At 70.2% G+C, this 19,717-nt stretch carries 17 protein-coding genes; 8 read left to right on the plus strand and 9 right to left on the minus strand.

Annotation, left to right across the window (positions count from 1 at the left end):
* Window positions 1-91: 91 nt before the first annotated feature.
* Window positions 92-2,119, minus strand: a complete 2,028-nt coding sequence (locus tag DRB96_RS01455) for a hypothetical protein (protein ID WP_112446400.1) — start codon at window positions 2,117-2,119, stop codon at window positions 92-94.
* Between the two features lie 346 nt (window positions 2,120-2,465).
* On the opposite strand from DRB96_RS01455, the gene DRB96_RS01460 reads away from it, so the two are divergent.
* The 6 genes from DRB96_RS01460 (at window position 2,466) to DRB96_RS01485 (ending at window position 11,967) form a co-directional block, all read left to right on the plus strand.
* Complete coding sequence (locus DRB96_RS01460; RefSeq protein WP_112446401.1) at window positions 2,466-4,007, plus strand: leucyl aminopeptidase; 1,542 nt, start codon at window positions 2,466-2,468, stop codon at window positions 4,005-4,007.
* A gap of 312 nt (window positions 4,008-4,319) precedes the next feature.
* Window positions 4,320-5,708, plus strand: a complete 1,389-nt coding sequence (lpdA, locus tag DRB96_RS01465) for a dihydrolipoyl dehydrogenase (protein WP_112446402.1) — start codon at window positions 4,320-4,322, stop codon at window positions 5,706-5,708.
* Between the two features lie 54 nt (window positions 5,709-5,762).
* Complete coding sequence (gene sucB / locus DRB96_RS01470) at window positions 5,763-7,532, plus strand: 2-oxoglutarate dehydrogenase, E2 component, dihydrolipoamide succinyltransferase (RefSeq protein ID WP_112446403.1); 1,770 nt, start codon at window positions 5,763-5,765, stop codon at window positions 7,530-7,532.
* A 199-nt stretch (window positions 7,533-7,731) separates the two neighbouring features.
* Entirely contained in the window at window positions 7,732-8,355 is a 624-nt protein-coding gene (locus DRB96_RS01475) for a GntR family transcriptional regulator (RefSeq protein ID WP_112453135.1), read from the plus strand.
* Window positions 8,356-8,610: 255 nt separating this feature from the next.
* Window positions 8,611-11,295 carry a pyruvate dehydrogenase (acetyl-transferring), homodimeric type gene (gene aceE / locus DRB96_RS01480; RefSeq protein ID WP_112446404.1) on the plus strand — a complete coding sequence of 895 codons (2,685 nt, stop codon included), beginning with the start codon at window positions 8,611-8,613 and terminating at the stop codon, window positions 11,293-11,295.
* Between the two features lie 153 nt (window positions 11,296-11,448).
* Window positions 11,449-11,967, plus strand: coding sequence for a DUF4240 domain-containing protein (locus DRB96_RS01485; protein ID WP_112446405.1), 519 nt, complete (start codon window positions 11,449-11,451; stop codon window positions 11,965-11,967).
* Window positions 11,968-12,099: 132 nt separating this feature from the next.
* On the opposite strand, the gene DRB96_RS01490 is transcribed toward DRB96_RS01485, so the two are convergent.
* Window positions 12,100-12,876: an SDR family oxidoreductase gene (locus DRB96_RS01490; RefSeq protein WP_112446406.1), complete on the minus strand. Its 777-nt coding sequence runs from the start codon at window positions 12,874-12,876 to the stop codon at window positions 12,100-12,102.
* Between the two features lie 88 nt (window positions 12,877-12,964).
* On the opposite strand from DRB96_RS01490, the gene DRB96_RS01495 reads away from it, so the two are divergent.
* Window positions 12,965-13,618: a TetR family transcriptional regulator gene (locus DRB96_RS01495; protein ID WP_239516078.1), complete on the plus strand. Its 654-nt coding sequence runs from the start codon at window positions 12,965-12,967 to the stop codon at window positions 13,616-13,618.
* Between the two features lie 36 nt (window positions 13,619-13,654).
* Here the strand turns inward: DRB96_RS01495 and DRB96_RS01500 are convergent, their stop codons facing one another.
* Both DRB96_RS01500 and glnA read right to left on the minus strand, forming a co-directional pair.
* The gene (locus DRB96_RS01500) at window positions 13,655-13,972 is read right to left on the minus strand and encodes a MazG-like family protein (protein ID WP_112446408.1); all 318 of its coding nucleotides are present in this window, start codon (window positions 13,970-13,972) and stop codon (window positions 13,655-13,657) included.
* A 126-nt stretch (window positions 13,973-14,098) separates the two neighbouring features.
* A complete protein-coding gene (glnA, locus tag DRB96_RS01505; protein WP_112446409.1) occupies window positions 14,099-15,508 on the minus strand; it encodes a type I glutamate--ammonia ligase in 1,410 nt (469 codons plus the stop codon).
* A gap of 185 nt (window positions 15,509-15,693) precedes the next feature.
* Here glnA and DRB96_RS01510 point away from each other — a divergent pair, with 185 nt between their 5' ends.
* Window positions 15,694-16,161: an RDD family protein gene (locus tag DRB96_RS01510; protein ID WP_112446410.1), complete on the plus strand. Its 468-nt coding sequence runs from the start codon at window positions 15,694-15,696 to the stop codon at window positions 16,159-16,161.
* 98 nt (window positions 16,162-16,259) lie between these two features.
* Here DRB96_RS01510 and DRB96_RS01515 read toward each other — a convergent pair whose 3' ends face one another.
* The 5 genes from DRB96_RS01515 to DRB96_RS01535 form a co-directional block, all read right to left on the minus strand.
* Window positions 16,260-16,958 carry a DUF4191 domain-containing protein gene (locus DRB96_RS01515; RefSeq protein ID WP_112446411.1) on the minus strand — a complete coding sequence of 233 codons (699 nt, stop codon included), beginning with the start codon at window positions 16,956-16,958 and terminating at the stop codon, window positions 16,260-16,262.
* Window positions 16,959-16,968: 10 nt separating this feature from the next.
* Window positions 16,969-17,166 carry a hypothetical protein gene (locus tag DRB96_RS01520; protein WP_112453136.1) on the minus strand — a complete coding sequence of 66 codons (198 nt, stop codon included), beginning with the start codon at window positions 17,164-17,166 and terminating at the stop codon, window positions 16,969-16,971.
* Between the two features lie 233 nt (window positions 17,167-17,399).
* Window positions 17,400-18,347, minus strand: coding sequence for a lipoyl synthase (lipA, locus tag DRB96_RS01525; RefSeq protein ID WP_112446412.1), 948 nt, complete (start codon window positions 18,345-18,347; stop codon window positions 17,400-17,402).
* Between the two features lie 121 nt (window positions 18,348-18,468).
* Window positions 18,469-19,269 carry a lipoyl(octanoyl) transferase LipB gene (lipB, locus tag DRB96_RS01530; protein WP_112446413.1) on the minus strand — a complete coding sequence of 267 codons (801 nt, stop codon included), beginning with the start codon at window positions 19,267-19,269 and terminating at the stop codon, window positions 18,469-18,471.
* Between the two features lie 99 nt (window positions 19,270-19,368).
* Window positions 19,369-19,713, minus strand: coding sequence for a hypothetical protein (locus DRB96_RS01535; RefSeq protein WP_112446414.1), 345 nt, complete (start codon window positions 19,711-19,713; stop codon window positions 19,369-19,371).
* Window positions 19,714-19,717 lie beyond the last annotated feature (4 nt).

The following is a 19,717-nucleotide window of genomic DNA, read 5'->3' on the forward strand; positions in this document are numbered from 1 at the left end:
CCCCCCAGGACGGAAAAGGGGCCGGCGCCCGTGGTTCGCGGAGCGCCGGCGCTAGGTCGTACGTGTGGTCGACTCGTCAGGGCCCGGGCGGTCAGGGCATGCGCAGCGTGACCGCGCTCTGGAGCAGCTCGGGGGCCGTCCAGGTGGAGCGGGAGCCGGCGTAGGCGGTGCCGAAGTCGGCGGTGCCGAGCAGCAGCTGCTTCTTGGTGCCGGTGGGCGCGGTGAGCGGGGCGACGACTCCGGAGGGCGCCTTGACGGTGACGTCCTTGCCGATGCGGTAGGCGGTGACCTGGTTGGCGGCGATCGCGGCGTTCCAGGCGGCGCGGCGCTGGAGCTCGACGCCGGTGTCCTTCATGCTCTGGTTCACGATCGGCGCGCTGGGCGCGTAGAGCGTGCGGTAGGAGTCGAGGACCGAGTTGAGCACCGGGTAGAGGGTGCGGTCCTCGGCCAGGTTGCTCTGGTGGACGTAGTGCGGGCGCGGGTCGTTGTTCAGGACGTGCCGCATGGCGGTCCTGGCCTCGGCCGGGACGATGTAGCCCAGGTAGCCGGTGTCGGCGTCGAGCGGGGCCGGCAGGCAGGTGGAGGTGCCGGGGTTGTCCTCGCAGATCCCGCTGCCGCCGTGGGCCCGGCTGGTGTAGATCCAGTTGTACTCGTCGGCCATCTCGGAGTTCGTGCCCGTGTTGTAGTACACGTTCATCGGGTACCGGGGGACGGTCAGCGCGGCGCCCACCGGCCGCTGCACGGGCTCGCGGGAGTTGTCGCTGCCCGCCCACCTCACACCGTTGTCGGCGAGCGCGCCGGCCAGATTGGGGTTGTCCTGGCCCTGCTGCGGAAGGGTCTTGAGGCCGGAGTGCTCACCGGTGACCAGCTCGGTCCTGTCGGTGGTGATGCCCTTGGAGGCGGCCCAGTTGTTGTTGTCCCGGATCTGCGCCGAGATCTCGGCGCGGCTCATCCAGTTGACGGCGCCCTGGGCGTTCTTCGTGCAGGTCCACGGGGTCGTGGTGGTGTCCTGGACACAGCCGAGGAACGGGTGGGTGTAGGTGTGGTTCATCCACCGGTACTTCGCCCGGTCGGCGATGAGCTGGGCGGTCAGCGCGTCGGTGTTGCCGCTCGAAGCCTTCCACTCTTCGCCCGCGCCCGCGTTGAAGAGCAGGTCGAGCTTGAAGTTCTTCGACGTCTGCCACTGCGCCAGGTACTGGGCGTCGGCGGCCGTCATCCGGATCGTGGACTCCTGGCCCTCGCCGCCCGCACAGGCGTAGTCGCCGGGGGTGCAGTTGAGCTCCTTGCTCCAGCGGGCGTCCGGGGCGAAGACGTCGTCGACGTGGACCGCGAAGTAGTTGCGCTCCTGGCCGAGGTGGACGCCCTGGGTGACCCACTCGACGATGCCGCGGGCCAGCAGCCGGAACTGCTGCTGGTACTGGTTGTACCCGAAGGTGACGACCAGCTCGCTGCGCCCGTCGTGGGTGTACTCGCCGACGAGCGAGGCCCGTCCGGAGCCGACCGGGGCGTCGAGGTAGCTGGTGTAGCCGGTCCGCGGCTTGGCCATGAACCCGTAGCTCTCCGGGATCAGCGCCGAGTTGTCCTCGAAGGCGACCTGGCCGCCGAGGTAGCCGAAGGGGCCCGTCTTGCCGGCCGCGGTGACGGCGGCCTGCGTGCCGTCGAGCGTCCCGCTGTAGCCGCCGTTGTCGGTGTACTCCAGGCCGACCCCCGGGTGCGCCCAGGTGTACGCGTCCACCTGGCGGATCCCGTACGTCGTCTCGTACGCGGTGAGCGCGGCCATCTCGGCCGAGCCCGCGCCGAACGGGTTCTCGTTCGGCAGCACCACGCCCTGGAACTTGGCGCGCGGCCGCCCGTCGACCGTGTCGGCGAGGAACGCCGCGTTGACCACGGGGCGGCTGCCGCTGCCCAGGTCGACGCGGGTGTACGGAACTCCGGTGTCGCGCAGTTCCGCCGTGATCGCCTCGACCGAGCTGCCGCCGTCGTCAACGACGAGCACCCTCAGGTCGATGCGCGGAGTGACGGCCGCCGAGGCGGTCGCTCCGGGTACTGCAACGGACGCTATGGCAGCCGCGAGGCACACGGCGGCGAGCCTGTTCATCCGGTTCTTCTTCTGGACCATTTCGGCCTTTCCCCCCGCAGGCGTCCTCGACTTCGGCCGGTGCCGTTGGGCCAGGCCGGGGAAGCTCTGTGGAAATGATGCAAAGGAACCCCGCGTCCCCTTGCGAGAGTGGCCCGAGTCTCTCGGACCTCGTCAGGTCTAAGGGGCAAACCTGGAACAGAGGCCACAGATGGGTGAACCTGGCAGTCTCTTGATCGAACAACTTGCCAAACCTTCGAGTGGCGTGCGGACGACTGCGTACGCGTAGGCTCATTTCCGGCGGCCATCGGGCCCGAATACGATCGCTACGGACGGCCGGCCACCCACTCGGCCCACACCACCAAAACGGAAGCGAGACTTCACCACCGTGACTGCTCTGACTCTCAGCACTGCCGGACCGGCGACGCTGCGCGCCGACGCCCTCGTCGTCGGCGTGGCGAAGGGCCCCAAGGGCCCCGTCGTGGCCGCGGGCGCCGAGGCCGTGGACAAGGCGTACGACGGAAAGCTCGCCGCCCTCCTCGAAGCACTCGGTGCCTCGGGCGCCGAAGGCGAGATCACCAAGCTTCCGGCCCCGGACGGCCTCAAGGTCCCGGTCGTGCTGGCGGTCGGGCTGGGTCCCGTCCCCGAGACGGACGAGTCGTACGACGAGGAGGCGCTGCGCCGCGCCGCCGGTGCCGCCGCCCGCGCACTGCACGGCAGCAAGAAGGCCGCCTTCGCGCTCCCCCTCGACGACGCCTCCGCCGTCACGGCCGTCGCCGAGGGCGCGCTGCTGGGCGCGTACGCCTTCACCGCCTACCAGGGCGGCGAGACGAAGACCGCCAAGAACCCGGCCAAGAACGGCGGCCCCAAGCTGCCGCTCGCCGAGGTGGCCCTGCTCGGCGCCAAGCCGCGCGACAAGGAGCACAAGGCCGCCGCCGAGCGCGCCACGGTCGTCGCGACCGAGGTCAACATCGCCCGCGACCTGGTCAACACCCCGCCGAACGACCTCACCCCCGAGGCCTTCGCCGCCGTCGCCTCCGCGACCGCGAAGGAGAACGGCATCAAGGTCCAGGTCCTGGACGAGAAGGCCCTGCTCAAGGGCGGCTACGGCGGCATCATGGGCGTCGGCAAGGGCTCCGAGAACCCGCCGCGCCTGGTGAAGCTCACCTACACCCACCCCAAGGCGGAGAAGACCCTCGCCTTCGTCGGCAAGGGCATCACCTACGACTCCGGCGGCATCTCCCTCAAGCCGGCCGGCCACAACGAGACGATGAAGTGCGACATGGCCGGCGCCGCCGCCGTCTTCGCCTCCGTCGTCGCGGCCTCCAAGCTCGGCCTCCAGGTCAACGTCACCGGCTGGCTCGCGCTCGCCGAGAACATGCCGTCCGGCTCCGCCACCAAGCCCGGCGACGTGCTGCGCATGTACAGCGGCAAGACCGTCGAGGTCCTCAACACGGACGCCGAGGGCCGCCTGGTCCTGGGTGACGCGCTGACCAAGGCCTCCGAGGAGAACCCGGACGCGATCGTCGACGTCGCGACCCTGACCGGCGCCATGATGATGGCCCTGGGCGACCGCACCTTCGGCATCATGGCCAACGACGACGCCTTCCGCACCTCGGTCCACGAGATCGCCGAGGAGGTCGGCGAGGCCTCCTGGCCGATGCCGCTCCCCGCGGACCTGCGCAAGTCCATGGACTCCCCCACCGCCGACATCGCGAACATGGGCGTCCGGATGGGCGGCGGCCTGGTGGCCGGCCTCTTCCTGCAGGAGTTCGTCGGCGAGGGCATCACCTGGGCCCACCTCGACATCGCGGGTCCCGCCTTCCACGAGGGCGCCCCGTACGGCTACACCCCCAAGGGCGGCACCGGCTCCGCCGTGCGCACCCTGGTGCGCCTCGCCGAGCGCACGGCCACGGGCGACCTGGGCTGACGCGTCGGGCGTAGGACCGCCGCACCACAGCGGCTGACAGGCCCCGTCCTTGATCAGATTTTCTGATCGGGGCCGGGGCCTGTTCACTTTCAACGAAATCCGTACGTTTCTACGCTGTGGTAACCCCCGGTTCGGGCAGATCGACCTGTCCCAGGGCAGGGCCGCCGTCCCGCGTTCCCCCGACAAATGCGAAGATGGGTTCTCGGCAGGACAGGGCCCCCACCACAGGGCCGAAGAAACAAGCGGCCGTATACCAGCCGCCGCCCGGTCACAGAGGACCGGTGCTCGGCGCACATGCATGGAGGACGTGACGTGGCGAACGACGCCAGCACCGTTTTCGACCTAGTGATCCTCGGCGGCGGCAGTGGCGGTTACGCCGCGGCGCTGCGCGCATCCCAGCTGGGTCTGGACGTTGCCCTGATCGAGAAGAACAAGCTCGGCGGCACCTGCCTGCACAACGGCTGCATCCCCACGAAGGCTCTGCTGCACGCGGGCGAGATCGCGGACCAGGCCCGCGAGGCCGCCCAGTTCGGTGTGAAGGCCACCTTCGAGGGCATCGACATCGCGGGTGTGCACAAGTACAAGGACGACATCATCGCGGGCCTGTACAAGGGTCTGCAGGGCCTTGTCGCCTCCCGCAAGCTGACCTACATCGAGGGTGAGGGCCGCCTCTCCTCGCCGACGTCCGTCGACGTGAACGGCCAGCGCATCCAGGGCCGCCACGTCCTGCTGGCGACCGGCTCCGTGCCGCGCTCGCTGCCGGGCCTGAACATCGACGGCAACCGCATCATCTCCTCGGACCACGCGCTGGTCCTGGACCGCGTGCCCGAGTCCGCCATCGTCCTGGGCGGCGGCGTCATCGGCGTCGAGTTCGCCTCGGCGTGGAAGTCCTTCGGCACCGAGGTCACCATCGTCGAGGGCCTCAAGCACCTCGTGCCGGTCGAGGACGAGAACAGCTCGAAGCTGCTGGAGCGCGCGTTCCGCAAGCGCGGCATCAAGTTCAACCTCGGCACCTTCTTCGACAAGGCCGAGTACACCGAGAACGGTGTACGGGTCACCCTCGCCGACGGCAAGACCTTCGAGGCCGAGGTGCTGCTGGTCGCCATCGGCCGCGGCCCGGTCTCGCAGGGCCTGGGCTACGAGGAGCAGGGCGTCGCGATGGACCGCGGCTACGTCGTGGTCGACGAGTACATGCAGACCAACGTGCCCACCATCTCGGCCGTCGGCGACCTGGCCCCGACCCTCCAGCTCGCGCACGTCGGCTTCGCCGAGGGCATCCTGGTGGCGGAGCGTCTGGCCGGTCTCAAGACCGTCCCGATCGACTACGACGGCGTGCCGCGCGTCACGTACTGCCACCCCGAGGTCGCGTCCGTCGGCATCACCGAGGCCAAGGCCAAGGAGATCTACGGCGCGGACAAGGTCGTGGCCCTCAAGTACAACCTGGCGGGCAACGGCAAGAGCAAGATCCTGAAGACCGCGGGCGAGATCAAGCTCGTCCAGGTCAAGGACGGTGCCGTGGTCGGCGTCCACATGGTCGGTGACCGGATGGGCGAGCAGGTCGGCGAGGCCCAGCTGATCTACAACTGGGAAGCCCTGCCGGCCGAGGTCGCGCAGCTCATCCACGCGCACCCGACGCAGAACGAGGCGATGGGCGAGGCGCACCTGGCGCTCGCCGGCAAGCCCCTGCACGCACACGACTAATCGTCACCGGGCGCGACGACCACTTCCGCACATTCGTTAGGAGCAACTGAAACCATGTCGGTTTCCGTAACCCTTCCGGCGCTCGGTGAGAGCGTTACTGAGGGCACTGTCACCCGCTGGCTGAAGGCCGAGGGCGAGCGCGTCGAGGCCGACGAGCCGCTGCTCGAGGTCTCGACCGACAAGGTCGACACCGAGATCCCGTCCCCCGTGTCGGGCATCCTGGCCTCCATCAAGGTCGCCGAGGACGAGACCGTCGAGGTCGGCGCCGAGCTGGCCATCATCGACGACGGCTCGGGCGCGCCGGCCGCGGCCGCCGCTCCGGCCGCCGAGGCTCCGGCTGCTGCGGCTCCGGCCGCCGCTGCCCCGGTCGCCGAGGCTCCGGCCGCGCCGGCTCCGGTCGCCGAGGCCCCCGCGGCCCCGGCCGCCGCCGCCGCTCCGGCCGCCGGCACCGATGTCGTGCTCCCCGCCCTGGGCGAGTCCGTCACCGAGGGCACCGTCACCCGCTGGCTGAAGCAGGTCGGCGAGTCCGTCGAGGCCGACGAGCCGCTGCTCGAGGTCTCGACCGACAAGGTCGACACCGAGATCCCCGCCCCGGTCGCCGGCGTCCTGCTGGAGATCCTGGTCGCCGAGGACGAGAACGCCGAGGTCGGCGCCCGTCTGGCCGTCATCGGCGTGGCCGGTGCCGCCCCCGCGGCCGCCCCGGCCGCCGCTGCGCCGGCTCCGGCCGCCGCTCCGGCTCCGGCCGCCGCCCCGGTCGCCGCCCCGGTCGCCGCCCCGGCTCCGGTCGTGGCCGCTCCCGCGGTCGCGGCTCCGGTCGCCGCTCCGGCTCCCGTGGCCGCTCCGGCTCCGGTCGCCCCCGTGGCCCCGGCCGCCCCCGCCGCTCCGGTTTCCGCCGGTGACGAGGGCGCGTACGTCACTCCGCTGGTGCGCAAGCTCGCCTCGGAGTCCGGCGTCGACCTGTCCTCGGTCGCGGGCACCGGTGTCGGTGGACGCATCCGCAAGCAGGACGTCCTGGCCGCCGCCGAGGCCGCCAAGGCCGCCGCTGCCGCCCCGGCGGCGACCGCCGCTCCGGCCGCCAAGGCTCCGGCCGCCGCGGTCTCCGAGCTGCGCGGCCAGACGGTCAAGATGACCCGCATGCGCAAGGTCATCGGCGACAACATGATGAAGGCCCTGCACTCGCAGGCGCAGCTCAGCTCCGTGGTCGAGGTGGACATCACCAAGATCATGAAGCTGCGCGAGAAGGCCAAGGCCGGCTTCCTCGCCCGCGAGGGCGTCAAGCTGTCCCCGATGCCGTTCTTCGTCAAGGCCGCGGCCCAGGCGCTGAAGGCCCACGCGGTCGTCAACGCCCGGATCAACGAGGACGAGGGCACCATCACCTACTTCGACTCGGAGAACATCGGCATCGCCGTGGACTCCGAGAAGGGCCTGATGACCCCGGTCATCAAGGGTGCCGGCGGCCTCAACCTGGCGGGCATCTCCAAGGCCACCGCCGAGCTGGCCTCCAAGGTCCGCGGCAACAAGATCACGCCGGACGAGCTGTCGGGCGCGACCTTCACCATCAGCAACACCGGCTCGCGCGGTGCGCTGTTCGACACGGTCATCGTGCCCCCGAACCAGGTCGCCATCCTGGGCATCGGCGCGACGGTCAAGCGCCCGGTGGTCATCGAGACCCCCGAGGGCACGAACATCGGCATCCGCGACATGACGTACCTGACCCTGTCCTACGACCACCGCCTGGTGGACGGCGCGGACGCGGCCCGGTACCTCTCGGCCGTCAAGTCGATCCTCGAGGCCGGCGAGTTCGAGGTCGAGCTCGGCCTGTAAGGACCCCGCGCGCAGCACCGTCTGCCGCGTCACGGCGCCCCCGTCCGGGATCTCCCGGACGGGGGCGCCGTCTTGTTTGTAAGCAGCCTCACCCCGGGTCCCTGACCGGGAACGCATCGCGACGACCGGAGCCGCCGTATTGTCTACGCATCAGGCCCCGCGTGACCCTGCACACCCACCAGGAGATGAAGACCCGATGATCACCCCACCCGTCGTGCACTCGCTGCGCGAGCAGATCCGCGAGCACATCGTGGAGGGGATCGTCAGCGGGCGCTGGAAGCCCGGTGAGCGGATCGTGGAGCGCCGGATCGCCGTCGAGCTGGAGGTCAGCCAGACGCCCGTGCGCGAGGCCCTGCGCGAGCTGGAGACGCTGCGGCTGATCGAGTCGGCGCCGAACAAGGGCGTGCGCGTACGGAACCTGTCGGCGGCGGACCTGGAGGAGATCTATCCGGTCCGGGCGGGCCTGGAGCAGATCGCGGCCGAGCTGGCCGCGCCCCGTCTCGCCCTGGACTGCACGGCCCTGGAACCGCACGTGGCGGCCCTGTGGGACGCCGACCGCAGCGCGGACGGCACGGCGCAGGTGCGGCACACCGTGGGCTTCCACCGGGAGATGGTGCGGGCGGCCGGGAACAGCGTGCTGCTGCACACCTGGGAGTCCCTGGGCATCGAGGTCTTCACGGCCCTGTCCATCCGGTGGCTGGGAACCGTCCAGAAGTCCTACGCCGAGGAGCACGAAGCCCTCGTGGACGCCTTCCGGAACCAGGATCCGGAGATCGGGCTGCTCGTGAAGCGGCACGTGCTGGGGTGCGCGCCGCGGGCTTGATCTTGCCCCCGCTTGCCCGCTTCACCCCGTGCCGACTGCCCCTTTTCCTCTGATTTGCCCGGCACTGGGTGCCTAATTTCCTGGCACCCGGTGCCGACTTTTGTCATATGGACGTTTCTTTTTCACTTTCATTTGATCGATCATCGATCAGCGACTTACAGTCATCCGCGGACCCCACCCGGGTCCAACGACCCTGTCCTGCCCGTCAGGGATTTCTTCACCACCTCTCCTTTGTCCGGAAGGCGGCGCACACCGATGTCCGACCCCGTAGGAAAGCTTCCGAGCGAGCTCGACCAGCTCCCGGACCGCGACACCGAGGAGACCGCCGAATGGGCGGCCTCCCTCGACGCAGTCGCCAAGGCCGCCGGTACGCGCCGCGCCGAATACCTGATCCGCCGCACGCTCCAGCACGCCGAGGCCGCCGGCCTCGCGCTGCCGAAGCTTCTTGAGACGGACTACGTCAACACCATCCCCACCGCCGCGGAGCCGGAGTTCCCCGGCGACGAGGCGATGGAAGCCAGGATCACCGCGTGGAACCGCTGGAACGCGGCCGCCATGGTGACCCGCGGCTCCAAGTACGGCGTCGGCGGCCACATCGCCACCTTCGCTTCGGCGGCCTGGCTCTACGAGACGGGCTTCCAGCACTTCTTCCGCGGGAAGGAGGCCGACGGATCGGGCGACCAGCTCTACATCCAGGGCCACGCCTCCCCCGGCATCTACGCCCGCGCCTTCCTCGACGGCCGGATCTCCGAGCAGCAGCTCGACAAGTTCCGCCAGGAAGCCGGCGGCAACGGCCTGCCGTCCTACCCGCACCCGCGGCGCCTGCCGTGGCTGTGGGAGTTCCCGACGGTGTCCATGGGCCTCGGCCCGCTCTCCGCGATCTACCAGGCGCGCTTCAACCGCTACCTGCAGAACCGGAGCATCAAGGACACCGCCAACTCGCACGTCTGGGCCTTCCTGGGCGACGGCGAGATGGACGAGCCCGAGTCGACCGCCGCCCTGGCCCTCGCCTCCCGCGAGCAGCTCGACAACCTGACCTTCGTCATCAACTGCAACCTGCAGCGCCTCGACGGTCCGGTCCGCGCCAACTTCCGCGTGGTCCAGGAGCTGGAAGCCCAGTTCCGCGGCGCCGGCTGGAACGTCATCAAGTCGCTGTGGGGCTCCGCCTGGGACGAGCTGTTCCAGCTCGACACCACGGGCGCCCTGGTACGCCGCCTGCGCGAGGTACCCGACGCGCAGTTCCAGACGTACGCGACCCGCGACGTGGCCTACATCCGCCAGCACTTCTTCGGCGCCAACGCCGAGCTCGTCCAGCTGGCCGGCGTACTGTCCGACGCGAAGATCGCGGAGTGCTTCCACACCTCCCGCGGCGGCCACGAGCCCCGCAAGGTCTACGCCGCGTACAAGGCCGCCCTGGAGCACAAGGGCGCGCCGACGGTCATCCTCGCGCAGACCGTCAAGGGCTACACGCTGGGTGCCGGGTTCGAGTCGAAGAACGCGAACCACCAGATGAAGAAGCTGACGATCGACGAGTTCAAGGACATGCGCGACCTCCTTGGCCTCCCGATCCCGGACAGCGCCTTCGCCGACGGCCAGGTCCCGTACGGCCACCCGGGCGCGAACAGCCCCGAGGTGCAGTACCTGAACGAGCGCCGCGCGGCGCTCGGCGGGCCCGCCCCGGCCCGCAAGGTCAAGCACGTGGCCCTGCCGGCCCCGGCGGACCGCTCCTTCGCCCCGCTGCTCAAGGGCTCCGGCAAGCAGGAGATGGCCACCACCATGGCCTTCGTCCGGCTCGTCAAGGACCTGATGCGGGACAAGGAGACCGGCAAGCGCTGGGTGCCGATCGTCCCCGACGAGGCCCGCACCTTCGGCATGGAGTCCCTCTTCCCGTCGGCCGGCATCTACTCGCCGCTGGGCCAGACGTACGAGCCGGTCGACCGCGACCAGCTCATGTACTACAAAGAAGCCAAGGACGGCCAGATCCTCAACGAGGGGATCACCGAGGCCGGCGCCATGGCCGACTTCATCGCCGCCTGCACGTCGTACGCGACGCACGGCGAGCCGATGATCCCGTTCTACATCTTCTACTCGATGTTCGGCTGGCAGCGCACCGCCGACCAGATGTGGCAGCTCGCCGACCAGCTCGGCAAGGGCTTCATCGTCGGCGCCACCGCCGGCCGCACCACCCTGACCGGTGAGGGCCTGCAGCACGCGGACGGCCACTCGCACCTGATCGCGTCCACGAACCCGGCGTCGCTCAACTACGACCCGGCCTTCGCGTACGAGATCGCGGTGATCGTCAAGGACGGTCTGCGCCGGATGTACGGCGAGAAGCCGGAAGACGTCTTCTACTACCTGACGGTCTACAACGAGCCGAAGCCGCAGCCCGCGATGCCCGAGGGCGTAGAGGAAGGCATCCTCAAGGGTCTGTACCGCTTCAACACGGCGGCGGACCTGGCGGAGGCGGCCCCGGCCGCCGACGCCCCGAAGATCCAGCTGATGGCCTCCGGTACGGCGATCCACTGGGTGCTCGACGCGCAGAAGCTGCTCGCCGCCGAGTGGAACGTGGCCGCCGACGTCTGGTCCGCCACCTCCTGGGGCGAGCTGCGCCGCGACGCGCTGGAGTGCGACGAGGCGCTGCTGCGCGGCGAGATGCGCACCCCGTTCGTCAGCCGCGCGCTGGAGGGCGTCACCAGCCCGGTGCTCGCCGTCTCCGACTGGATGCGCCAGGTCCCGGACCAGATCAGCCAGTGGGTCGAGCAGGACTACACCTCGCTGGGCACGGACGGCTTCGGCCTGTCCGACACCCGCGAGGGCGCCCGCCGTCACTTCGGTGTCGACGCCCAGTCGATCGTGGTGGCCGCGCTGGCCCAGCTCGCCCGCCGCGGCGAGGTACCGGCGTCCTCCATCAAGGAAGCCCGCGAGCGCTACGGCCTCTGAGGACGCGCGGGCTCCTGAGCCCTCAGACGTCTGAGCAACCGCACCCGGCACGCCGAAAGGCCGGTGTCCACCCCCGCCAAGGGGGTCGGACACCGGCCTTTCGCCGTGTGCGCGGTGGCGGCGCGGGGGCGGACCCGTGATGCTGGAGCCGTGATGGACGAGACGGAGTTCTGGGAGATGGTCGACCGTACCCGCGAGGCCGCCGATGGCGACCCCGAGGAACACGCCGAGCTGCTCGTCGAGCGGCTGGCCCAGCTCGATCCGGATTCCGTCCTGGACTTCGCCCGGCACTTCGAGTCGCGGTACAACCGGGCCTACACCTGGGACCTGTGGGGCGCGGCCTGGGTGCTGCTCGACGGGGCGAGCGACGACGCGTTCGACTACTTCCGGTGCTGGCTGATCGGCCAGGGGCGGGAGGTCTTCGAGGGCGGGGTGCACGACCCCGACCACCTGGCGGAGCTGCTCGGCGAGTTCGACGAGGAGATCGACGGGGACGGCGAGGAGCTGGGGTACGCGGCCGACGAGGCGTACGAGCAGCTGACCGGGGCGGTGGCGCCGGAGCTGGGCATCCCGCTCCAGGCGGCCGAGCCGGAGGGCGCCCCGCTGGACTTCGAGAACGAAGCCGTGCTCGCGGAGCGCTTCCCCCGGCTGTGGGACCGCTTCAGGGGCTGACCGCCCCGTGGTGCCGGTCGGTGCCTGTCCGCGCCCACGGGTGCCCGCAGGCGCCTGCCAGGGCGTGCGGGCATCCGTAGACGCCTGCCAGGGCGTGCGGGCACCCGTTGGGCGCCTGCGCTTGCCCGGGGCCTAGTAGTGCGTGCCGCCGTCGATGCGGATCTCCGTGCCGGTGATGAAGGCACCGTCCTCGGAGCCCAGCATGGCGACGACGCCGGCGACCGTCTGCGGGCCGGCGAAGCCCTGGCCGAGGGCCGGGGCGAGCTTGGCGAACAGGCTCCAGTCGGTGTCCTCGGGCAGGCCCGGGCCGTTGCCGGTGGTCATGCCGGACTCGATGGAGCCGGGCGCCACGGAGACGAAGCGCAGGCCCTGCTTGCTGTACTCGGCGGCCAGGGCGTGGGTCATGGACTGGATGCCGCCCTTGCTGGCCGCGTAGGCGGACATGTAGGGGTGCGCGAAGCTCGCCGAGGTCGAGCTGAAGTTGACGACGACCGGCTGGTCGCCCGCCAGCAGCGCCGGGAGCGACTCCCGGATGACCAGGAACGTTCCGGTCAGGTTGACCGAGATGATCTTGTTCCAGAACTCGAGCGTGGTCTGGTGGGTGTGCGATGAGCGCAGGATGCCCGCCGCGTTGACCAGTACGTCGAGGCCGCTGCCGCCGAGGGCGTCGACGGCGGCGGCGACGCCGGACCGGACGGCCGCCTCGTCGGATATGTCGAGGACCGCGGTGGTCAGGCGGTCGGCGTGCCCGTCGGCGGCGGCCCGCTCCGCCGTGGCCTTCAGGCCGGCTTCGTTCACGTCCACGGTGTGGACGCGGCCGCCCTCGGCGAGGATGCGGTGGACGGTGGCCTGGCCGATGCCGGAGCCGCCGCCGGTGATGAGGACGCGACGTCCTTCGTAACGGTTCATGGGGAGGAGCGTACTCCGGCGATGACACGTTTTGCCAGACTGTCAAACCATGCATTCACACGAGGGGGCGCGGGGTATCCTTCCCCCCGTGAGATCCCCTCGTCCGTACTCTCCCCAGGCCGGCCCCGGAGCCCAGTCGCTGAACGAGCGCCGCAAGGCCGCCACCCAGCTCGACATCGCCCGCGCGGCCTGCGAACTCTTCGCCGAGAACGGCCCCGACGGCACCACCGCCGAGGACATCGCCCACCGCGCGGGGGTGGCACTGCGCACGTTCTACCGCTACTTCCGCAACAAGCAGGAGGCGGTCGCCCCGCTGCTCGCGGGCGGCGGCGACGCCTGGCGCGCACTGCTCGCCGAGGAGGATCCGGGCACCCCGCTCGTCGAGGCCCTGGAGCGCGCCGTCACCCGCTCGCTCACCGACCCCCAGGCGCTCGAGGAGGGCCTGGAGGTCACCCGCGGCCTGCTGCGCGCCGCCGCGACCGACGAGGCGCTGCGGGGGGTCTGGTACCGGGTGAACCAGGACTCCGAGGAGCGCCTGGTCCCGGTCGTCGCCCGACTCGCCGGCCCGGAGGCCGAGGCCCTCGGCGTCCGCCTCCTCGCGGCGGCGGCCACGGACGCGATCCGCATCGCCCTGGAACTCTGGTCCACCACGGACACCCCGCCCTCGGGCCCCGGCTCCCCCTCCGAACTGGCGATCCGCTGCCTGCGCGACCTCACGGGCGCGATGCCCCTGATGCGCTGACCGCCGCGCCCCGCCGGTCCCCGCCCGCGCGCCGCCTCAGAGGAACCGCCGCGACTTCTCCCGCAGGTGCTCCGCGAGGAAGGCGGGGGCGTCGGGCCGCATCCGGGCGAGGGCGACCATCGCCGTGACGATGACGTCGGCGACCTCCGCCTCCACGTCGCCCCACGTGTGCGAGTTGCCCTTGCGGGGATTGGTGCCCTTGGCCCCGATGACGGCCTGCGCGGCTTCGCCGAACTCCTCGCCGATCTTCAGGATCTGCAGGGTCACGCTCTCCTCCCGCGCCACCCCGCGCTCCCGGTCGTGCTCGTCGAACCGCGCCACGAGCGCCCCGATGGTCTTCCACACGTCGTCCATGCCCCGAAACTAGCCGCGAAGCCGACCTCGGACCGCGGGAACGCGGAAGCCCCGCCCCTTCCGGAAGGAAGGGGCGGGGCTTCTCGCGATCAGTGCGTCGGGATCAGCACGTCAGCACGGCACGGCTTAGAGGTCGAAGTAGAGCTCGAACTCGTGCGGGTGCGGGCGCAGCGCGATCGGCGCGATCTCGTGGGTGCGCTTGTAGTCGATCCAGGTCTCGATGAGGTCGGGGGTGAAGACACCGCCGGCCAGGAGGTACTCGTGGTCCTCCTCCAGGGCCTTGAGGACCGCGTCCAGGCTGGTCGGGACCTGCGGGACGCTCGCGTGCTCGTCCGGGGAGAGCTCGTAGAGGTCCTTGTCGATCGGCTCCATCGGCTCGATCTTGTTCTTGACGCCGTCGAGGCCCGCGAGCAGCAGCGCCGCGAAGGCGAGGTACGGGTTCGAGGACGGGTCCGGGGCGCGGAACTCGACGCGCTTGGCCTTCGGGTTCGAGCCCGTGATCGGGATGCGCATCGCGGCGGAGCGGTTGCGCTGCGAGTACACCATGTTGACCGGCGCCTCGAAGCCCGGAACCAGGCGGTGGTAGGAGTTCACCGTCGGGTTGGTGAACGCCAGCAGCGACGGGGCGTGCTTGAGGATGCCGCCGATGTAGTAGCGCGCGGTGTCCGACAGGCCCGCGTAGCCGGCCTCGTCGTAGAACAGCGGGACGCCGTTCTCCCACAGCGACTGGTGCACGTGCATGCCCGAGCCGTTGTCGCCGAAGATCGGCTTCGGCATGAAGGTCGCGGTCTTGCCGTTGCGCCAGGCGACGTTCTTCACGATGTACTTGAAGAGCATCAGGTCGTCGGCCGCGGCGAGCAGCGTGTTGAACTTGTAGTTGATCTCGGCCTGGCCGCCGGTGCCGACCTCGTGGTGCTGGCGCTCGACCTGGAGCCCCTGGGCGTCCAGCTCGAGGGAGATCTCGGCGCGCAGGTCCGCGAAGTGGTCGACCGGGGCGACGGGGAAGTAGCCGCCCTTGTAGCGGACCTTGTAGCCGCGGTTGTTCTCCTCGGAACCGGTGTTCCAGGCGCCGGCCTCGGAGTCGATGTGGTAGAAGCTCTCGTTCGCGGTGGTCGCGAAGCGCACGCTGTCGAACACGTAGAACTCGGCCTCGGGGCCGAAGTACGCCGTGTCGGCGATGCCGGTGGAGGCGAGGTACGCCTCGGCCTTCTTCGCGACGTTGCGCGGGTCGCGGCTGTAGGCCTCGCCCGTGATCGGGTCGTGGATGAAGAAGTTGATGTTGAGCGTCTTGTCCTTGCGGAACGGGTCCAGGCGCGCGGTGGTGATGTCGGCGCGCAGCGCCATGTCGGACTCGTGGATCGCCTGGAAGCCGCGGATCGAGGAGCCGTCGAAGGCGAGCTCCTCGTTCGGGTCGAACGCGCGCCCCGGGATGGTGAAGTGCTGCATCACACCAGGCAGGTCACAGAAGCGGACGTCAACGAACTTGACGTCGTTCTCCTTGATGTACTGCGTCACTTCGTCGGCGTTCTTGAACATCCAACTCCTCCTACTCCCGACCCCGGGGCAGGGGCGGGCTTTATAGCTAGTGGTGCGTCAGTGCGGTGCCGCACGCTGACCCGACCATAAGCAGACGGGGTTTCTCAAGCATGACCCATTTGTTTCGCACAAGTTAACCAGGGTCCCGCCGGAACGGCGGGAGGCAGCACAGGTACCGTGTTCGGGTGGACAAGAGGCAAGCAATCGGATCCTGGCTCTCGGGCCCCCGCGAGACCGCCGAGCAGATGGGCGTCGACTTCGGGTACCCGGGCAAGCAGCTCGGCCTGCCGCAGCAGGGGCCCGGCTCCGTCGCACGGTTCGGCCGCCGCTTCGGGGCCGTGCTCATCGACTGGCTGGCCTGCCAGCTGATCGCATACGGGCTGATCACAGGCCGCGACTGGACCGGTGCGGGCAACTGGACGCTGGGGCTCTTCGTACTCCTGAGCATCCTGACCGTCGGCACCGTGGGCTTTACCCCCGGGAAGCGGATCCTGGGCATCCGGGTCATCCGGCAGGACGGCAGCCGGCTCGGCATCGGGCGCGTGATCCTGCGCACCGTGCTGCTCGCCCTGGTCATCCCGGCCCTGGTCTGGGACCGCGACGGCCGCGGACTGCACGACCGCGTCAGCCACGCCGTCCAGGTCCGGATCTGAGAACACGCAGCACACGCGGTACGCGGCACACGCGACAACGCACGGGCGCCCCGAGCCATCCGGCTCGGGGCGCCCGTGCGTTGTATACGAAAATCTGGTCAGCGCATCTTTCCGCCGCGCGGCATGCGCATCCCCTTGGGCATCGGGCCCTTCGGGATCGGCATGTTGCTCAGCAAGTCGCCCATGGCCCGGAGCTTGTCGTTGACCTGGGTGATCTGGGGACCGGAGAGCACGCGGGGCAGCTTCATCAGGGTCGTACGGACCTTCTTGAGCGGCACCTCGCCCTCGCCCTTGCCCACGATGAAGTCGTGGACCGGGATCTCGGGCATGATCCGGGCCAGCTTCTTCTTCTCGTTCGCGAGCATCGGCTTCACCCGGTTCGGGTTGCCCTCGGCGATCAGGACCACACCGGCCTTGCCGACGGCCCGGTGAACGATGTCCTGCTGCTTGCTCATCGCGACGGCGGGGGTGGTGGTCCAGCCCCGTCCCACGTTGTCCAGTACGGCCGCGGCCGCGCCCGGCTGGCCCTCCATCTGCCCGAAGGCAGCCTGCTCGGCCCGTCGTCCGAAGATGACGGCCATCGCAAGGAACGCCACCAGGAAGCCCAGGATGCCCAGGTAGACCGGGTGGCCGATCAGGAAGCCGATCGCGAGAAAGACACCGAAGGTGACGATTCCCACGCCCGCGACGATCAGACCGACCTTCGGGTCGGCCTTGCGCGTCATCTTGTACGTCAGGGCGATCTGCTTCAGTCGCCCGGGGTTCGCAGCAGTCTCTGCGTTTGACTTCCTCGCCATGCAGCGAAGTTTACGTGGCCTTCTCGGTCCGGGTCGCCGCGGCCTCGAGTACGTGCTCGGTTTCGACCCGGTCCTGGGCCCTGCGGCGGTCTTCGAGGACGGCCGTCCAGGCGTTGCGGCGGGCGCCGCTCATGAGCAGCGACTCAATGCCCCGGAAGGCGTCGGTGAAGGACGGGATGGCGATGGCGCGTACGGGCGCGGCCTGCATGATGTCGATCCCTTTCACGGAGCTCACGTCGGGGGGTGACCAGGGGTGTGTGCTGTGCGTCAAGCAATCGTCACTGAATGGTGTTACCAGGGCGTGACCACTCGGTCAAATGTGATGGACACGTTGCAAACGCCGACGCGACCCGCCGGGCACTTCCGAGGAAGAGCCTAGGGGCCGCGTCGATGCGGTGTTACCTATCGGTAAGACTTTGTGCGCGAATTCACACAGTCCGTTCAGACGGTCGCGCGCTTCTCCATCGCCTGCTGGTACAGGCGACCCGCCCGGTACGAGGACCGGACCAGCGGGCCGGACATGACGCCGGAGAAGCCGATGTCCTCGGCCTCCTTCGCCAGCTCGACGAACTCGGCCGGCTTCACCCAGCGCTCGACGGGGTGGTGGCGCGGCGAGGGCCGCAGGTACTGGGTGATGGTGATGAGCTCGCAGCCCGCCTCGTGGAGGTCCTTCAGCGCCTGGCTGACCTCCTCGCGCTCCTCGCCCATGCCCAGGATCAGGTTGGACTTGGTGATCAGGCCGTAGGCGCGCGCCTTGGTGATCACCTCGAGCGAGCGCTCGTAGCGGAAGCCCGGACGGATCCGCTTGAAGATGCGCGGCACCGTCTCGACGTTGTGCGCGAAGACCTCGGGGCGGGAGGCGAAGACCTCCTCCAGCAGCTCCGGGACCGCGTTGAAGTCGGGGGCCAGCAGCTCGACCTTGGTGTGGCCGCTCGCGCGGCCCGCCGTCTGCTGGTGGATCTGGCGCACGGTCTCCGCGTACAGCCAGGCGCCGCCGTCCGCCAGGTCGTCGCGCGCGACGCCCGTGATGGTGGCGTAGTTCAGGTCCATCGTGACGACGGACTCGCCGACGCGGCGGGGCTCGTCCCGGTCCAGCGCCTCGGGCTTGCCCGTGTCGATCTGGCAGAAGTCGCAGCGCCGGGTGCACTGGTCGCCACCGATGAGGAAGGTGGCCTCGCGGTCCTCCCAGCATTCGTAGATGTTCGGACAACCGGCCTCCTGGCACACCGTGTGCAGTCCTTCGCCCTTCACCAGGGCCTGCATCTTGGTGTACTCGGGACCCATCTTCGCCCGGGTCTTGATCCACTCGGGCTTGCGCTCGATGGGGGTCTGGGCGTTACGGACCTCGAGGCGCAGCATCTTGCGTCCGTCGGGTGCGACTGCGGACACGACCGGCTCCCTGTGACTTCGATTCTTCGGCGCCCACCAGGGTACGCCCGTAATTTCATACGCTCTTACGTCGGCCAACCTGCGGGCCGCCGGGCCCATTCCCCGGCGGCGGCCAGGGCCGCTAGGAGACCGGTGCGGGCGCCGTTTCGCGGGGCAGCAGCTCCGCCTGCTCCAGGACGTCCTTCAGGTGCCGCTCGATGACCGGCAGCACCTCGGCGATGGTGAGCTCACGGCCGAGCTCGTAGGAGAGCGAGGTCACACCGGCGTCCCGGATCCCGCAGGGGACGATCCGGTCGAACCAGGTGTTGTCCGGGTTCACGTTGATCGCGAACCCGTGCATCGTGACGCCCTTGGCGACCCGGATGCCGATGGCGGCGAGCTTGCGGTCCTCGCGGCGCTGGCCGGCGTTGGACGGCGCGTACTCGGGGCCGTTCAGCCGCGGGTCGAACTCCTCGTCCGCCAGCCGCGGGTCGAAGTCGAGGGACAGCCCGCCGATCCGCGGACGCTCCTCCACCGGGTCGCCGAGCACCCAGACGCCGCTACGCCCCTCGACGCGGGTGGTCTCCAGGCCGAACTCGGCGGCCGTGCGGATCAGCGCGTCCTCCAGGCGGCGCACGTGGGCGACCACGTCCACCGGGCGGGGCAGCTTCATGATCGGGTAGCCGACCAGCTGGCCCGGGCCGTGCCAGGTGATCTTGCCGCCCCGGTCCACGTCCACGACGGGCGTGCCGTCGAGCGGGCGCTCGCTGTCGGCGGTGCGCCGGCCGGCGGTGTAGACCGGCTGGTGCTCCAGCAGCAGGCAGGTGTCCCCGATCTCGTCCGCGAAGCGGGCCGCGTGCACCCGGCGCTGCTCTTCCCAGGCCACCGTGTACTCCACGGCGTCCGGTCCGAAGCCCAGATGGACAAACCCAAGATCAGCCACCGCGGCGCCTCCTCATCGAACCTGCCGTCGAACTTGCTGTGTGCACGTATCGCACCAGCCAAGGGTACGGCGACCCCCTCGCGGCCCGTCAGCGGCCCGTCAGCCACCCGCCGCGGCCTGCGCGAAAGGCCCGCGCGGCCCCGGATCCACGGGCCCGGGCGCGGGCTCCGCGGGCGGTCCCGGGAGCTGTGGCGGGCGTCTGCGCCCCTTCGCCGGCCGGTCCGGGTCCTCGTCCGCCCGGGGCAGCCTGCGGTGCCCCTCGGAGTGGTCGTTCACCCAGCCGCAGACCCCGCACGCGTACCGCCCGTCGAGCCCGGCGATGTACGTCCCGCAGCGCCGGCACTCCGCCTCGGTCAGCTCTGGCGCGGGAAGCGGGGCCGTGGCGGAATCCGCATGGTCCTCGCAGCGCTCCGGGGGCTGCTCCCCGGTGGTCCGGCGGGTCATGGCC

Origin of the sequence: Streptomyces sp. ICC1 (genome assembly GCF_003287935.1) — a bacterium.
Classification (GTDB): domain Bacteria; phylum Actinomycetota; class Actinomycetes; order Streptomycetales; family Streptomycetaceae; genus Streptomyces; species Streptomyces tritrimontium.

Excerpts from the sequence above, each read along its gene's own strand:
- DRB96_RS01455 (WP_112446400.1), bottom strand. The coding sequence starts at position 2,119 with ATGGTCCAGAAGAAGAACCGGATGAACAGGCTCGCCGCCGTGTGCCTC.
- sucB (WP_112446403.1), top strand. The coding sequence starts at position 5,763 with ATGTCGGTTTCCGTAACCCTTCCGGCGCTCGGTGAGAGCGTTACTGAG.
- aceE (WP_112446404.1), top strand. The coding sequence starts at position 8,611 with ATGTCCGACCCCGTAGGAAAGCTTCCGAGCGAGCTCGACCAGCTCCCG.
- DRB96_RS01485 (WP_112446405.1), top strand. The coding sequence starts at position 11,449 with ATGGACGAGACGGAGTTCTGGGAGATGGTCGACCGTACCCGCGAGGCC.
- DRB96_RS01490 (WP_112446406.1), bottom strand. The coding sequence starts at position 12,876 with ATGAACCGTTACGAAGGACGTCGCGTCCTCATCACCGGCGGCGGCTCC.
- DRB96_RS01500 (WP_112446408.1), bottom strand. The coding sequence starts at position 13,972 with ATGGACGACGTGTGGAAGACCATCGGGGCGCTCGTGGCGCGGTTCGAC.
- glnA (WP_112446409.1), bottom strand. The coding sequence starts at position 15,508 with ATGTTCAAGAACGCCGACGAAGTGACGCAGTACATCAAGGAGAACGAC.
- DRB96_RS01515 (WP_112446411.1), bottom strand. The coding sequence starts at position 16,958 with ATGGCGAGGAAGTCAAACGCAGAGACTGCTGCGAACCCCGGGCGACTG.
- DRB96_RS01520 (WP_112453136.1), bottom strand. The coding sequence starts at position 17,166 with ATGCAGGCCGCGCCCGTACGCGCCATCGCCATCCCGTCCTTCACCGAC.
- DRB96_RS01535 (WP_112446414.1), bottom strand. The coding sequence starts at position 19,713 with ATGACCCGCCGGACCACCGGGGAGCAGCCCCCGGAGCGCTGCGAGGAC.